The organism is Klebsiella sp. 141198 (assembly GCF_050600785.1).
Classification (GTDB): Bacteria; Pseudomonadota; Gammaproteobacteria; order Enterobacterales; family Enterobacteriaceae; genus Klebsiella; species Klebsiella aerogenes.
On record NZ_JAQIRM010000005.1, the window covers coordinates 315,882 to 329,838 of the forward strand.

A 13,957-nucleotide genomic window follows, 5' to 3' on the forward strand; every position below is an offset into this window, starting at 1 on the left:
TTATCCGGGGCGGTGAGCGCGGCGGCTATTTATGGTTGGCGTGCTTGCTCTTGAGATTGGAAATCCCGTGGCGATAGCGCTGCTCGAGGGTTTCCCGGCTGACGGCGGTGACATCAAGATCGCGCAGTAGTCCGTCGTGAATACCATAAGCCCAGCCATGGATCGTCACCTTTTGGCCACGTTTCCACGCCGATTGCATGATCGTCGAGTGTCCCAGGTTGTATACCTGCTCCATCACGTTCAGTTCGCAAAGCGTATCCAGACGCCGATCTTCCGGCATTTCACCGAGCAGCGAGCTGTGTTTAAACCAGATATCGCGAATGTGCAGCAGCCAGTTATCAATAAGCCCCAGTTCCGGGTTTTCGACCGCCGCCTGTACGCCGCCGCAGCCGTAGTGGCCGCAGATAATAATGTGTTCGACTTCCAGTACGTCAACGGCGTATTGCACCACCGACAGGCAGTTCAGGTCGGTGTGGATCACCAGATTGGCGACGTTACGATGTACGAATAGCTCACCGGGTTCCAGGCCGGTTAAGCGCTCCGCGGGGACGCGGCTATCGGAACAGCCAATCCACAGAAAGCGCGGTTTCTGCGCCTGCGACAATTTCGCAAAGAAGCCGGGGTCCTCTTCCACCAGCATTTTTGACCATAGTGCATTATTGCTGATGAGTGTATCTATATCATTCATGGACGTTTACGGCCTGTAACCAAGTAAGTGCGTTGCGCTAATATAGGGTAAGCTCACCTTTTTGAAAACATTACATCACGTGTGATGACACGAGAAGAGACATTTAATGACCATTGCTCTGGAATTAAAACAGCTCAAGAAAACCTATCCCGGCGGGGTTCAGGCGCTGAAAGGCATTGACCTGCAGGTTGAAGCCGGCGACTTTTATGCGCTGCTGGGCCCGAACGGCGCGGGGAAATCCACGACTATCGGTATCATTAGTTCGCTGGTTAATAAAACCTCCGGCCAGGTTAATGTATTTGGCTACGACCTGGAAAAAGATGTGGTGAACGCCAAGCGCCAGCTCGGGCTGGTGCCGCAGGAGTTCAACTTCAACCCATTCGAAACCGTACAGCAAATCGTGGTTAACCAGGCGGGTTACTACGGCGTTGAGCGTAAAGAAGCAATTTTGCGTAGCGAAAAGTATTTGAAACAGCTCGATCTGTGGGAAAAGCGCAATGAACGCGCGCGTATGCTCTCCGGCGGGATGAAGCGCCGCCTGATGATTGCCCGCGCGCTGATGCATGAGCCGAAGCTGCTCATTCTTGATGAACCCACCGCTGGCGTTGATATCGAGCTACGTCGCTCGATGTGGGGTTTCCTCAAAGATCTCAACGATAAAGGCACCACCATTATCCTCACGACCCACTATCTGGAAGAAGCGGAAATGCTGTGTCGTAATATCGGCATTATCCAGAGCGGCGAGCTGGTGGAAAATACCTCGATGAAGGCGCTGCTGGCTAAGCTGAAATCGGAAACCTTTATCCTCGATCTGGCGCCGAAAAGCCCGCTGCCAACCCTCGACGGGTATCAGTACCGGCTGGTTGATACCTCGACGCTGGAAGTTGAAGTGCTGCGCGAGCAGGGGATTAACAGCGTTTTCGCCCAGCTAAGCGCCCAGGGCGTGCAGGTATTAAGTATGCGTAACAAGGCCAACCGTCTGGAAGAGCTGTTTGTCACGCTGGTGCACGACAAAAAAGGAGAATCAGCATGATGCAGCTTTACTGGGTCGCGCTGAAAAGCATCTGGACCAAAGAGATCCACCGGTTTATGCGTATCTGGGTACAGACGCTGGTGCCGCCGGTGATCACCATGACCCTCTATTTCGTCATCTTTGGCAATCTGATCGGCTCGCGGATCGGCGAGATGCACGGTTTTACCTATATGCAGTTTATCGTGCCGGGGCTAATTATGATGGCGGTGATCACCAACGCCTACGCCAACGTCGCTTCGTCGTTCTTTAGCGCCAAGTTCCAACGCAACATTGAGGAACTGCTGGTGGCGCCGGTGCCAACCCACGTGGTGATCGCCGGTTACGTCGGCGGCGGGGTGGCGCGTGGGCTGTGTGTCGGCATTCTGGTGACGGCTATCTCGCTGTTCTTCGTCCCGTTCCAGGTTCATTCCTGGCTGTTTGTCGCCCTGACGCTGATTTTGACGGCAATTCTGTTCTCGCTGGCGGGCCTGCTCAATGCGGTGTTTGCGAAAACCTTCGACGACATCAGCCTGATCCCGACTTTCGTGCTGACGCCGCTGACCTACCTGGGCGGGGTGTTCTATTCGCTGACGTTGCTGCCGCCGTTCTGGCAGGCGCTGTCGCATCTCAACCCTATCGTCTACATGATTAGCGGCTTCCGTTTTGGCTTCCTCGGCATTCATGACGTCCCGCTGGCGACCACCTTTGGTGTGCTGGTGGTGTTTATCGTGGCCTTCTATATTCTGTGCTGGTACCTGATCCAGCGTGGACGTGGCCTGCGTAGCTAATCCTCTCTACAAGCGCCCCCGCTAATTTCACCTTGCCGGGGCGCTAAGCGGTAATTTTTGATACCCATCACCCCACCTCAACGCTTGCCCTGCTAAATTGTTTGCCTGCTAAGGAGGTAGGCGATGTTAGGTTGGGTAATTACCTGCCATGATGAGCTGGCGCAGGAGATGCTGGATCGTCTGGAGAAAAAGTTTGGCCCGCTGGCGCAGTGCCGGGCGGTGAATTACTGGCGTAATCTGAGCGTCAATATGCTGAGCCGCATGATGTGCGATGCGCTACATGCCACGGACTGCGGCGATGGCGTGATTTTTCTCACCGATAAAACCGGTGCCGCGCCATATCGCGCCGCCGCGCTGATGAGTCACAAACACACCCACTGTGAAGTTATTTCCGGCATTCGCTATCCATTGCTGGAGGAAATGTATTTACAGCGCTATACCCTCAGCAGTGATGCCTTCCGTAATGCTATCGTTAGCGCTGGAGGCCCGACGGTGAGCAGTCTTTGGCATCAACAGCAAAAAAATCCGCCTTTTCGTCTACTGCATGATACGTTCGGAAATTAGGCATTAGCATTGATGCCGCTTTTGTTACAATGGCGGCATTCAGGTTTACCGGTTCGATGCGCATGTTTGCCCGAGTCATAACATTATTCCTTTTGCTGACGTCAGTCAGCGTTTCCGCCAGCCTGCTCAGCCAACAGGGCGTCCCCGCACGCTATATGCAAATCACAGAAGATGCCGATATCTGGGCGCAGGTCGGCAACCATGTAGTGAGCGTCGGCAACGTTCGCGCCGGGCAGATCCTCGCCGTGGTGCCGACCACGGCAGACTATTATGAATTCAATTTCGGCTTCGGTACTGGCTTTATTGATAAAGGGCATCTGGGGCCGGTGCAGGGCGCGAAACGGGTTGAGGATAATCTGGGTGATTTACATCAGCCGTTGAGCAACCAGAACCTGCTGACCTGGAAAGACACGCCGGTTTACGATGCGCCGTCAGTGGGCAGCCCGCCGTTTGGCACCCTGGCCAATAACCTGCGCTATCCCATTATCAGCAAGCTGAAAGACCGCCTTAATCAAACCTGGTATCAGATTCGTATCGGTAACCGGTTGGCGTGGGTAAGCAGCCTGGATGCGCAGGAGGATAACGGCATTCCGCTACTGACTTATCACCATATTCTGCGTGATGAAGAAAATAGCCGTTTCCGCCATACCTCGACCACCACCTCGGTACGCGCTTTCAGTAACCAGATGACCTGGCTGCGTGACCAGGGCTATACCACGCTGACGATGTATCAACTGGAAGGGTATTTACGTAACAAGGTTAATCTGCCTGCGCGCTCGGTGGTGATTACCTTTGATGACGGCCTCAAGTCGGTGAATCGCTACGCTTATCCGATCCTCAAGCAGTACGGCTTCCACGCGACGGCATTTATTATCTCATCGCGGATCAAACGTCATCCGCAAAAGTGGGATCCGAAATCGCTGCAGTTTATGAGTATCTCTGAGCTCAGACAGATTCAGGACGTGTTTGATGTGCAGTCGCATACCCATTTTCTGCACCGGGTCGATGCCGCCCGTCACCCGATATTACTCAGCCGGAATTATCACAACATTCTCTTTGATTTCGAGCGTTCCCGGCGAGCGCTGAGCCAGTTTAATCCGCACGTGCTGTATCTTTCGTATCCGTTCGGCAGCTATAACGCCACGGCGGTCAAGGCGGCGAACGATGCCGGTTTTCATCTGGCGGTAACGACGGTGAGAGGGAAGGTGAAACCGGGGGATAATCCGTTCCTGCTGAAGCGGTTGTATATCCTGCGTACCGATTCGCTGGAGACGATGTCGCGGCTTATCAGCAATCAGCCGCAAGGGTAAACCGGCGCTGCGGCTGAGCGCAGCGCCGCAAGAATCAGGCGACCTGCACCGGAATAGCTTTCGCCTGGCGCTTCATTTCGTTATCGCCTTCGAAATAGGCGATCTTCGGCTGCCAGGTGCGGGCTTCTTCGTCAGACATGGTCACGAAGCTGGCGATAATGAGGATATCGCCGACGCTTGCGCAGTGCGCCGCAGCGCCGTTGACGGAGATAATCTTCGAACCACGCTCGGCGGCGATCGCATAAGTCGAGAAACGGTTACCGTTGGTCACGTTCCACAAATGAATGGCTTCATTTTCCAGAATACCGGCCGCTTCGAGGAAATCCTGGTCAATGGCGCAGGACCCTTCGTAATGCAGGTCAGCCTGCGTGACTTTAACGCGGTGGAGCTTGCCCTGCAGCATATTACGCATCATAACTTCTACCTTCCAACCTTTATGTAGCAAAGCGGACACGGCATCCGCTTTGAGAAAATAACCCGATTTTTCGTTCCAGGCTACTGGCCCAGCTTGACGATTTTGTTATCAATCAGACGCGCCTGGCCCAGCCATGCCGCCATCAGGATCACCGCGCGTTTGCTGGCATCCGTGAGCTCCAGCAGGGTGTCGGCATCACGGATCTGGATATCGTCGGCGCGAAAACCTGATTCGTTGAGCTCCTGCTCGGCGATGGCAATGATTTCCTCGAGGTTACGCTCGCCAGCGGCAAGTTTATCCGCCACCGAACTCAGCACTTTGTACAGACCCGGGGCGATTTTACGCTGCTCGGCGGTCAGATAACCGTTGCGCGAACTTAGCGCCAGGCCGTCTTTCGCGCGGATAATCGGCACGCCGACGATCTCGATGTCGTAGCCCATATCGGCGACCATTTTGCGGATCAGCGCCAGCTGCTGGAAATCTTTCTCGCCGAAGCAGGCGACATCCGGCTGCACCAGGTTGAACAGCTTGCTGACAATGGTCGAGACGCCGCGGAAGTGGCCAGGGCGGCTGGCGCCTTCCAGCATGGTCGACAGGCCAGGAACGTCAACGAAAGTCTGTCCTTCAGTACCCTGCGGATAAATTTCCGCCGGCGCCGGTGCAAAGACAAAATCGACCTTGCGCTTGTTCAGCTTTTCGCAATCCTCCTGCAGGGTGCGCGGATAGCGCGCCAGATCGTCCGGACGGTCAAATTGCATCGGATTCACGAAGATACTGACCACCACGACGTCTGCGCAGGCTTTGGCTTCATCGACCAGCTTCATATGGCCATCGTGCAGGTTGCCCATGGTGGGAACCAGCGCAATGCGCTTGCCTTCCTGGCGTAAACGACGGATATGCTGGCGCAGCAGCGGCAGGGTTTCAATTATCAGCACAACAAGACTCCTTAATGGAAACTATGTTCTTCGCCCGGATAGACCCCGGATTCGACTTCGGCAATATACTGCCGTACCGCGGCGCGGATGTCGCCCGCTTCTGCGAGGAAATTCTTCGCGAATTTAGGAATATGGCCGCCGGTGATCCCGAAAGCGTCATGCATCACCAGGATTTGCCCGTCGGTGACGTTACCTGCGCCGATGCCGATAACCGGGATCGTCAGCGCTTCGGTAATGCGTTTTGCCAGCTCTACCGGCACGCACTCCAGCACCAGCAGCTGCGCGCCAGCCGCTTCCAGGGCTAACGCGTCATCGAACAGCGCCTGCGCCGCATCGCCGCGCCCCTGAACTTTATAGCCGCCAAAAACGTTCACCGACTGCGGCGTCAGGCCGAGATGACCACAAACTGGCACCGCGCGTTCCGCCAGCATCCTGACGGTATCAGCCAGCCACGCGCCGCCTTCAAGTTTGACCATATTGGCGCCGGCGCGCATCACGACGGCGGCATTTTCGAAAGTTTGCTGCGGCGTGGCGTAGGCCATAAACGGCAGGTCGGCGAGCAGCAGACTGTTCGGCGCGCCGCGACGAACCGCGCGGGTGTGGTAAGCGATATCGTCAACGGTCACCGGCAGCGTGGAGTCGTGGCCCTGTACCGTCATCCCCAGTGAATCGCCCACCAGCAGGACGTTAATGCCTTCATCGGCAAAAAGCTTAGCGAAGCTGTAGTCGTAGGCGGTGATAGTGGCGAAGCGCTTTTTCTCCTGTTTGCATTTCTGCAGCAGGGCAATGGTGGTCGGTTTCATAACGTTTCCTGATGATGAAAGTCATATTAACCGGCATTCTAACAGCAGCATTCAGGGGGGCAATGATTTTGGGCAACCGATTACCACTATCGCCGTAAATGCTAAAAAAGGGAGTAGGGGTTACCAGAGAGCGGGTTTTTCGGCGCCCAGATTTTCCAGCGCGGCGCGAAGGGCGAGGCCATCGGGGAAGTGGAGCTGTGGGGCGATTTCAAACAGCGGCCAGAGCATAAAACCGCGATTTTTCATATCGTAGTGCGGCACCGTCAGACGCTCGCTGTTAATGACCGCATCGCCAAACAGCATGATGTCGAGGTCCAGCGTACGCGGCCCCCAGCGTTCGGCTTTGCGCTCCCGTCCCTGCTGCAGCTCAATGCGCTGAGTGTGATCGAGCAGCGCTTCTGGCGCGAGCGAGGTTTCAAGCGCGACGGCGGCATTGAGATAGTCAGGCTGATCCTGCGGCCCCAGCGGCGGCGTACGGTAGAGCGAAGACACGCTCGCCACGCGGCTGTCCGGAATGTCGGCCAGCGCGCGGATAGCGGCATTCACCTGCTCGAGCGGCGAGGCAAGATTACTGCCAATGGCGATATAGACCAGGGTCATGCGTTACCCTGACGCGGCGCGCGTTTACGCGGGCGGCGATGGCGACGGCGCGGAGCGGGATCGTCGCCGAGATCGTTGAGCATATCTTTCTGTTCCGGCGGCGCGGCCACCTGGAACTCGCCCCACCATTTGGTCAGGCGCTGCAGTTCGTGGTTGTTCTCGGCGCCTGCGCGCAGTTCAAGCAGGTCATAGGCGGCGCGGAACTTCGGATGCTCCATGAGTTTCCACGCGCGTTTGCCCTGACGGCGGGACATACGTAGCTGCAACTGCCAGATGTCGCGCACCAGGGTGGTGATGCGTTTAGGGATTGCCAGCGTCCGGCAGGCTTCATCCAGTACATCGTTCATCGCCAGCGCGAAGGCGTCGTAATAGGCCAGCCCGCTCTCCTGCGCGATTTTCTGCGCCATTTCCAGCAACGGATACCAGAACATGACCGCGAACAGGAACGCTGGATTGACGCGCATATCGTTATGCAGGCGGTTATCGGTATTCTTCAGCACCTGGATAATGATACGTTCCATGGGGCTATCGCCGCGCTCGGTGAAGTAGCGGGTGATTGTCGGGAACAGGGGCTGGAACAGGCTGTATTCGCGCAGCAGTTGATAGGTTTCATAACCATAACCTGCCTGCAGCAGCTTCAGCACTTCTTCAAACAGACGCGCTGGCGGTACGTCGTGTAGCAGGGCGGCCAGACGCGGAATTGGCTCGGCGCTTTCGGCGCTGATGCGCATATGGAGTTTGGCGGCGAAGCGTACCGCGCGCAGCATACGCACCGGATCTTCACGGTAACGGGTTTCCGGGTCGCCAATCAGGCGAATTACCCCTTCCTGCAGATCGCGCATTCCACCAACGTAGTCACGTACGGTGAAATCCGCCACGCTGTAATAAAGGCTGTTGATGGTGAAGTCGCGGCGCTGGGCATCTTCTTCGATAGAGCCGAAGATGTTATCGCGCAGCAGCATGCCGTTCTGGCCGCGCTGGGAGGTGACGCGGTCGTTGGTGTGGCCTTCGTGATGGCCGCGGAAGGTGGCGACTTCAATGATTTCCGGCCCGAACATCACGTGCGCCAGGCGGAAGCGACGGCCGACCAGGCGGCAGTTGCGGAACAGTTTACGTACCTGATCCGGGGTCGCGCTGGTGGTGACGTCAAAATCTTTTGGCTTCTTGCCCAGCAGCAGGTCGCGAACGCCGCCGCCGACCAGGTAAGCTTCGTAGCCCGCCTTGTTCAGTCGATAGAGCACCTTGAGCGCGTTTTCACTGATATCTTTGCGGGAAATTGCATGCTGTTCACGCGGGATCACCGTCATATGCGTTTGTTCGACGGCGGCAGCCTCTGCCTCGCGCTCTTCACGGCTTAGCACCTTGCGGCAAAAATTAGCGACTCGGGTAAAAATGGTGCACCTCGTAGTGTCAGACGAACTTCGGATAAAACATTACTCTATGGGCTTCAGGTTGCATTTAAACGGCAAATTCAGGGGCAACCTGAAGGGCGACGAGCAAAAATAGCGGCTAATCATAGCTCAGCGGGAGCCATTTGAGAATGCTGGATTTTTGCAGGCTGCCAGTTGGCTACCGCTTGTTTGAGTAAATCTTCAATACTCAGCGCTTGCCAATCCTCGACGACATCCTGATTCAAAAATGTTAATGCCCGCACAATTTCCGGGCGCGGATCGCCCTCCGGCAGGGCCGGGGCGTGGTTCTGTTTTGAGAGCTTATTACCTTCGGCATTCAGCGCCAGCGGCAGGTGCACGTAGTCTGGTACAGGCCAGCCAAAGTGTTGATACAGCGAAATTTGTCGTACCGTTGGCTCGATAAGATCGGCGCCGCGAACGATTTCGCTGACCCCCTGAAAATGGTCGTCAACCACTACCGCCAGGTTATAGGCGAACAGCCCGTCGCGACGATGGATGATGAAATCTTCCCGCGCCAGCGGTTCGTCGGCGACGAGGGTCCCGCGCAACTGGTCATAAAATTCCAGTACCGGACGGGTCTGGCGCAGGCGCAGCGCGGCGTTTTCGGCGCCAAGGCGCAAATCGCGACAGTGACCGTCGTAGATCCCCCCGACGCTGTGAATGCGCGCGCGGGTGCAGGTGCAGTAGTAGCAAAGATCCCGATCGCGCAGCCAGGCGAGGCGTTCGCGATAAGCATCGTGCCGCTGGGATTGCCACAGTACTTCGCCGTCCCAGTGCAGACCGTAGCGATCGAGCTGTCGCAAAATGGTGTCGGCGGCGCCAGGAACTTCCCGCGGCGGGTCGATATCTTCAATGCGTACGCGCCAGATACCGCCTTTCGCCCGCGCTTGTAGATAGCTGCCAAGGGCGGCGATTAATGAGCCGAAGTGGAGTTCGCCGGAAGGTGAGGGAGCAAAGCGCCCGATATAGTCTGAGTCGGTCATGTTAAACACAAGGGGAATCAGGCGGGAGAAACTCCCGCCAGAGAGTGAGGTAGCTGGGATTAACCCGCCATCTGTTTTTCGCGAATTTCCGCCAGCGTCTTGCAGTCGATGCACAGGTCAGCTGTTGGACGCGCTTCCAGACGGCGAATGCCAATCTCCACGCCACAGGATTCGCAGAAGCCGAAGTCTTCGTCTTCGACTTTTTTCAGTGTTTTCTCAATCTTCTTGATGAGTTTACGTTCGCGGTCGCGGTTACGCAGCTCCAGGCTGAACTCTTCTTCCTGCGCGGCACGGTCGACCGGGTCCGGGAAGTTGGCAGCTTCATCCTGCATATGCGTTACGGTGCGATCCACTTCATCCCTGAGTTGATTACGCCATGCTTCAAGAATGCGCTTGAAGTGCGCCAGCTGGGCTTCGTTCATATACTCTTCGCCCGGCTTCTCTTGGTACGGCTCCACCCCAGCGATGGCGAGAATACTCAGGGACGATGTTTTACGGTTTTGCCCTTCTTGCATGTTGCTTCTCCTTAACACGCACTATCGATCCCCATGTGGGGGAAAAATCAGGCCGCTATAAATAGCAGATGCTTTTCCGGATAGCAATTATCTAAACGTTACACTTGACAACGCTGTGAAGAAAAGCGTATTTGCGCTCGCGAACCGGACACAATTTAGCCTTTTAATTACCGGGGGTTAACGCCACGGCAATCGGCTTATTCAGAGTCATCATTTTGGTAGAAAGTTCCGCTTTCCAGGCGAGAATTTCTACCCCCTTTTCCTGCGCCTCTATCAACAGCTGTGCGTATTTGGCATCAATATGATGCGCGGGTGAGAAACGGTCTATCGCCGAATGCAGCACGGCGAATAAAATCACGGCCCGATGGCCTGCGGCCGCGACGCTCATTAGCTCCCGCAGGTGCTTCTGGCCGCGTGCGGTAACGGCATCGGGAAAATAACCGTACTCTTTTTCCGCCAACGTAACCGATTTCACTTCAATATAGCAGTTACGGCGGCCTTCTGCCTGTAACATAAGGTCGATTCGGCTATTTTCTTCGCCATATTTTACTTCGCTTTTCAGAATGTTATACCCGGCAAGCTCAGGGATATTTCCGGCGAGTACCGCCTCCTTCGCCAGAGTATTGGCCCGCAGCGTGTTGACGCAGATCACCGCGCCCTGTTGGGTTTCAGTTAATTCCCAGGTATGTGCATATTTACGTTTAGGATTATCGGAAGTGGAATACCAGACGGTATCGCCCGGCGCAGCGCAGCCGGTCATGGCGCCGGTATTCGGGCAGTGCAGCGTCAGCTCCTGGCCCTCCGGCGTGACGACATCGGCCAGAAACCGTTTGTAACGTTTAATTAAAGTGGCGGACTGCAAAGGCGGAGTGAACAGCATCAGAGTTCCCTGGTAAATGGATAACGTTCCAGCACGTTGTAGCGGGTGCGACCGCGGAGAAAGCTGGACTCATAAAGCACGAATTCGTTGACCGGCACCTGCCAGCAAAAACCCGGCGGCGGGATCGGCACCGCGTGGCGGGCGTCGCGCAGGAGGGTGATATGCGGATGAAACGGCTGCGGGCTTTGATAGCAGCCGCTTCGCGCCGCCTGAGCGCGCAGCATATTTGCCAGCTGCAGCATGCCGCGCGGCGGCTGGCGGGTACCGAGCCAGACTACGCGAGAGCGCAGCCACTGGCCGGCGTCGTCGAGCGTCAGGGTAAATGGCGGTTGTTGAATGCGTCCGGCCATTGCCGATAGCGCGCGCTGTTTTTCAGCGCTGACGTCGCCGAGAAACGCCAGCGTCAGATGTAGGTTATCGGCGGCGACCGGCCTTCCGGCATCGTCGGAAAAATGGGCGGCGCGCCAGTGAATAATCTGTTTCTGTATCGCTTTCGGCAGTTCAAGAGCGAAAAACAGCCGTTTCGGCTCGGACATGATAGAGACTCGGTAATGAATTACGGGGATGCTACAATGCTTGCCCTCGAATGTTAACCTCCGGAGCCTTTCGTGTCCTCATTGCCGGTTGCCGCAATTCTTCCCGAACTTCTTTCCGCCCTGCAGCAGGCGCCGCAGGTGCTGCTTAACGCCCCTACCGGCGCGGGTAAATCAACCTGGCTGCCGCTACAGATCCTCGCCGACGGCAACATCGACGGCCGGATAATTCTGCTGGAACCGCGGCGGCTGGCGGCGCGTAACGTCGCCCAGCGCCTGGCGGAGCTGCTGGGAGAAAAACCGGGAGAAACGGTAGGCTACCGGATGCGCGCCGAAAGCTGCATAGGGCCAAATACCCGTCTGGAAGTGGTCACTGAAGGGATCTTAACCCGCACTTTGCAGCACGATCCGGAACTTTCCGGCGTGGGGCTGGTGATCCTCGATGAATTTCATGAACGTAGCCTGCAGGCCGATCTGGCGCTGGCGTTGTTGCTGGATGTCCAGCAGGGGCTGCGTGACGATCTCAAGTTATTGATCATGTCGGCGACGTTGGATAACGATCGTCTGCAGCGCCTGTTGCCGGAAGCGCCGGTGGTAGTTTCCGAAGGGCGTGCGTTTCCGGTTGAACGTCGCTTTGCGCCGCTAGCGACCCATCAGCGTTTTGCCGAAGCGGTAGCGATCGCCGCCGCGGATCTGCTGCGTGAGGAGCAGGGCTCGATGCTATTATTCCTGCCGGGCGTTGGCGAAATTCAGCGCGTACAGGAACAATTAAGCGAGCGCGTAGCCAGCGATGTGCTGTTATGCCCGTTGTACGGCGCGCTGCCGCTGAGCGAACAGCGCAAAGCGATTCTCCCGGCGCCTGCCGGAATGCGCAAAGTGGTGCTGGCGACCAATATCGCTGAAACCAGTTTGACGATCGAAGGCATTCGCCTGGTGGTCGACAGCGCTCAGGAACGGGTCGCGCGCTTCGATCCGCGCACCGGCCTGACCCGGCTAATCACCCAGCGGATAAGCCAGGCGTCAATGACCCAGCGCGCCGGTCGCGCCGGGCGTCTGGAGCCGGGGATCTGCCTGCATTTGCTGGCGAAAGAGCAGGCGGAGCGCGCGGCGGCGCAGAGCGATCCGGAAATTCTGCAAAGCGATCTGTCGGGTCTGCTGCTGGAGTTGCTGCAGTGGGGCTGCCGCGATCCGGCCGAGCTTCGCTGGCTGGATCTACCGCCGGCGATAAATCTGGCGGCGGCGCGGCGTCTGTTGACGGCGTTATCGGCGCTGGAGGGCGAACGCCTTTCGGCTCACGGGCGCAAAATGGCGATGCTGGGTAATGACCCGCGTCTGGCGGCCATGTTGACGGCGGCCGATTCCGCGGATGACGCGGCGACGGCGGCGAAACTGGCGGCTATTCTTGAGGAGCCGCCGCGCGGCGGCAGCAGCGATTTAGGCGCCGCGTTTGCCCGCCAGCAGGGCAACTGGCAGCAGCGGGCGCAGCAGTTATTGAAGCGGCTGGCCAGCCGAGGCGGTCAGCCTGATGCTGAGCGGATGGCGGCGTTGCTGGCTCCAGCCTTTGCCGACCGTATCGCCCGTCGACGCGGCCAGGAGGGACGCTATCAGTTGGCTAACGGCATGGGCGCGATGCTGGATGCCGATGATGCGCTCGGCCGTCACGAATGGTTAATTGCGCCGCTGCTGCTGCAGGGCAGTTCGGCGCCCGATGCGCGAATTTTGCTGGCGCTGCCGCTGAACATTGACCAACTCGTCGCGCAGCGCCCTGAGCTGATACAGCGCTCCGATACCGTGGAGTGGGATGAAGCGCAGGGGACGTTAAAAGCCTGGCGGCGTAACTGTATTGGCCAACTGGTGATAAAAACCCAGCCGTTGGCGAAGCCGTCGGAAGCGGAGCTGCATCAGGCAATGCTCAACGGTATTCGCGATAAAGGGCTCAGGGTGTTGAACTGGACGCCGGAGGCTGAACAACTGCGCCTGCGTCTGCACTGCGCCGCGCAGTGGTTGCCGGAGGCAGGCTGGCCAGCCGTTGATGACGCATCGCTGTTGGCTGCGCTGGAGGCATGGCTGTTGCCGCAGATGACCGGCGTGCATTCGCTTCGGGCGCTTAACGCGGTGGACCTGCGGCAGGCGCTGCAAAACTGGCTGCCGTGGACGTTACGCCAGAAGCTGGATAGCGAGCTGCCGACCCATTACACGGTGCCGACCGGTAGTCGTATCGCCATTCGCTATCATGAAGATAACCCGCCGGCGCTGGCGGTACGAATGCAGGAGATGTTTGGCGAGGCGACGACGCCGCGCATTGCCGAAGGGCGGGTTCCCCTGGTGCTGGAATTACTTTCGCCGGCGCAGCGACCATTACAAATTACCCGCGATTTGAGCGCCTTCTGGCAAGGGGCGTACCGCGAGGTGCAAAAAGAGATGAAGGGGCGCTACCCGAAACATGTCTGGCCGGATGACCCGGCGAATACCGCGCCGACCCGGCGGACGAAAAAATACAGCTGAGGCGCCGCACCCTT

Annotated in this window: 15 protein-coding genes; 5 read left to right on the forward strand and 10 right to left on the reverse strand. The window is 57.4% G+C overall.

The window, feature by feature from the left end; all coding sequences use genetic code 11:
- Positions 1-25: 25 nt before the first annotated feature.
- Positions 26-688, reverse strand: coding sequence for a carbonate dehydratase (gene can, locus PGR10_RS19180; protein WP_045390077.1), 663 nt, complete (start codon positions 686-688; stop codon positions 26-28).
- Positions 689-794: 106 nt separating this feature from the next.
- On the opposite strand from can, the gene PGR10_RS19185 reads away from it, so the two are divergent.
- From PGR10_RS19185 to PGR10_RS19200, 4 genes are all read left to right on the forward strand, one after another.
- Positions 795-1,721, forward strand: a complete 927-nt coding sequence (locus PGR10_RS19185; RefSeq protein WP_015368204.1) for an ABC transporter ATP-binding protein — start codon at positions 795-797, stop codon at positions 1,719-1,721.
- Entirely contained in the window at positions 1,718-2,488 is a 771-nt protein-coding gene (locus PGR10_RS19190; protein WP_015368203.1) for an ABC transporter permease, read from the forward strand. Before PGR10_RS19185 ends, PGR10_RS19190 begins: the two co-directional genes overlap by 4 nt.
- A gap of 123 nt (positions 2,489-2,611) precedes the next feature.
- Positions 2,612-3,052 (forward strand): PTS sugar transporter subunit IIA, encoded by a 441-nt coding sequence (locus PGR10_RS19195; RefSeq protein WP_015368202.1) that lies wholly within the window; start codon positions 2,612-2,614, stop codon positions 3,050-3,052.
- A 56-nt stretch (positions 3,053-3,108) separates the two neighbouring features.
- Complete coding sequence (locus PGR10_RS19200; protein WP_430923956.1) at positions 3,109-4,362, forward strand: polysaccharide deacetylase family protein; 1,254 nt, start codon at positions 3,109-3,111, stop codon at positions 4,360-4,362.
- A 34-nt stretch (positions 4,363-4,396) separates the two neighbouring features.
- On the opposite strand, the gene panD is transcribed toward PGR10_RS19200, so the two are convergent.
- The 9 genes from panD to thpR form a co-directional block, all read right to left on the reverse strand.
- The gene (gene panD / locus PGR10_RS19205; RefSeq protein WP_087860863.1) at positions 4,397-4,777 is read right to left on the reverse strand and encodes an aspartate 1-decarboxylase; all 381 of its coding nucleotides are present in this window, start codon (positions 4,775-4,777) and stop codon (positions 4,397-4,399) included.
- 80 nt (positions 4,778-4,857) lie between these two features.
- Positions 4,858-5,712, reverse strand: a complete 855-nt coding sequence (panC, locus tag PGR10_RS19210; protein ID WP_213794589.1) for a pantoate--beta-alanine ligase — start codon at positions 5,710-5,712, stop codon at positions 4,858-4,860.
- 11 nt (positions 5,713-5,723) lie between these two features.
- On the reverse strand, positions 5,724-6,515 hold the full coding sequence (panB, locus tag PGR10_RS19215) for a 3-methyl-2-oxobutanoate hydroxymethyltransferase (RefSeq protein ID WP_213794588.1): 792 nt from the start codon (positions 6,513-6,515) through the stop codon (positions 5,724-5,726).
- A gap of 120 nt (positions 6,516-6,635) precedes the next feature.
- Complete coding sequence (gene folK, locus PGR10_RS19220; protein WP_047065193.1) at positions 6,636-7,115, reverse strand: 2-amino-4-hydroxy-6-hydroxymethyldihydropteridine diphosphokinase; 480 nt, start codon at positions 7,113-7,115, stop codon at positions 6,636-6,638.
- Positions 7,112-8,509, reverse strand: a complete 1,398-nt coding sequence (gene pcnB, locus PGR10_RS19225; protein WP_087860859.1) for a polynucleotide adenylyltransferase PcnB — start codon at positions 8,507-8,509, stop codon at positions 7,112-7,114. Before pcnB ends, folK begins: the two co-directional genes overlap by 4 nt.
- Positions 8,510-8,628: 119 nt before the next feature.
- A complete protein-coding gene (gene gluQRS, locus PGR10_RS19230; RefSeq protein WP_087860858.1) occupies positions 8,629-9,510 on the reverse strand; it encodes a tRNA glutamyl-Q(34) synthetase GluQRS in 882 nt (293 codons plus the stop codon).
- A gap of 59 nt (positions 9,511-9,569) precedes the next feature.
- Entirely contained in the window at positions 9,570-10,025 is a 456-nt protein-coding gene (gene dksA / locus PGR10_RS19235; protein WP_007373199.1) for an RNA polymerase-binding protein DksA, read from the reverse strand.
- Between the two features lie 163 nt (positions 10,026-10,188).
- Positions 10,189-10,905: a DNA/RNA nuclease SfsA gene (gene sfsA / locus PGR10_RS19240; RefSeq protein WP_045390098.1), complete on the reverse strand. Its 717-nt coding sequence runs from the start codon at positions 10,903-10,905 to the stop codon at positions 10,189-10,191.
- Complete coding sequence (gene thpR, locus PGR10_RS19245) at positions 10,905-11,441, reverse strand: RNA 2',3'-cyclic phosphodiesterase (RefSeq protein ID WP_087860857.1); 537 nt, start codon at positions 11,439-11,441, stop codon at positions 10,905-10,907. The genes sfsA and thpR overlap by 1 nt, the downstream gene beginning before the upstream one ends.
- A gap of 72 nt (positions 11,442-11,513) precedes the next feature.
- Here thpR and hrpB point away from each other — a divergent pair, with 72 nt between their 5' ends.
- Positions 11,514-13,943 carry an ATP-dependent helicase HrpB gene (gene hrpB / locus PGR10_RS19250; protein WP_113374430.1) on the forward strand — a complete coding sequence of 810 codons (2,430 nt, stop codon included), beginning with the start codon at positions 11,514-11,516 and terminating at the stop codon, positions 13,941-13,943.
- Positions 13,944-13,957 lie beyond the last annotated feature (14 nt).

What these genes read in the sequence shown, in the direction of transcription:
- can (WP_045390077.1), bottom strand. Translation starts at nt 688, where the DNA reads ATGAATGATATAGATACACTCATCAGCAATAATGCACTATGGTCAAAA.
- PGR10_RS19185 (WP_015368204.1), top strand. Translation starts at nt 795, where the DNA reads ATGACCATTGCTCTGGAATTAAAACAGCTCAAGAAAACCTATCCCGGC.
- PGR10_RS19190 (WP_015368203.1), top strand. Translation starts at nt 1,718, where the DNA reads ATGATGCAGCTTTACTGGGTCGCGCTGAAAAGCATCTGGACCAAAGAG.
- PGR10_RS19195 (WP_015368202.1), top strand. Translation starts at nt 2,612, where the DNA reads ATGTTAGGTTGGGTAATTACCTGCCATGATGAGCTGGCGCAGGAGATG.
- PGR10_RS19200 (WP_430923956.1), top strand. Translation starts at nt 3,109, where the DNA reads ATGCGCATGTTTGCCCGAGTCATAACATTATTCCTTTTGCTGACGTCA.
- panD (WP_087860863.1), bottom strand. Translation starts at nt 4,777, where the DNA reads ATGATGCGTAATATGCTGCAGGGCAAGCTCCACCGCGTTAAAGTCACG.
- panB (WP_213794588.1), bottom strand. Translation starts at nt 6,515, where the DNA reads ATGAAACCGACCACCATTGCCCTGCTGCAGAAATGCAAACAGGAGAAA.
- folK (WP_047065193.1), bottom strand. Translation starts at nt 7,115, where the DNA reads ATGACCCTGGTCTATATCGCCATTGGCAGTAATCTTGCCTCGCCGCTC.
- gluQRS (WP_087860858.1), bottom strand. Translation starts at nt 9,510, where the DNA reads ATGACCGACTCAGACTATATCGGGCGCTTTGCTCCCTCACCTTCCGGC.
- dksA (WP_007373199.1), bottom strand. Translation starts at nt 10,025, where the DNA reads ATGCAAGAAGGGCAAAACCGTAAAACATCGTCCCTGAGTATTCTCGCC.
- sfsA (WP_045390098.1), bottom strand. Translation starts at nt 10,905, where the DNA reads ATGCTGTTCACTCCGCCTTTGCAGTCCGCCACTTTAATTAAACGTTAC.
- thpR (WP_087860857.1), bottom strand. Translation starts at nt 11,441, where the DNA reads ATGTCCGAGCCGAAACGGCTGTTTTTCGCTCTTGAACTGCCGAAAGCG.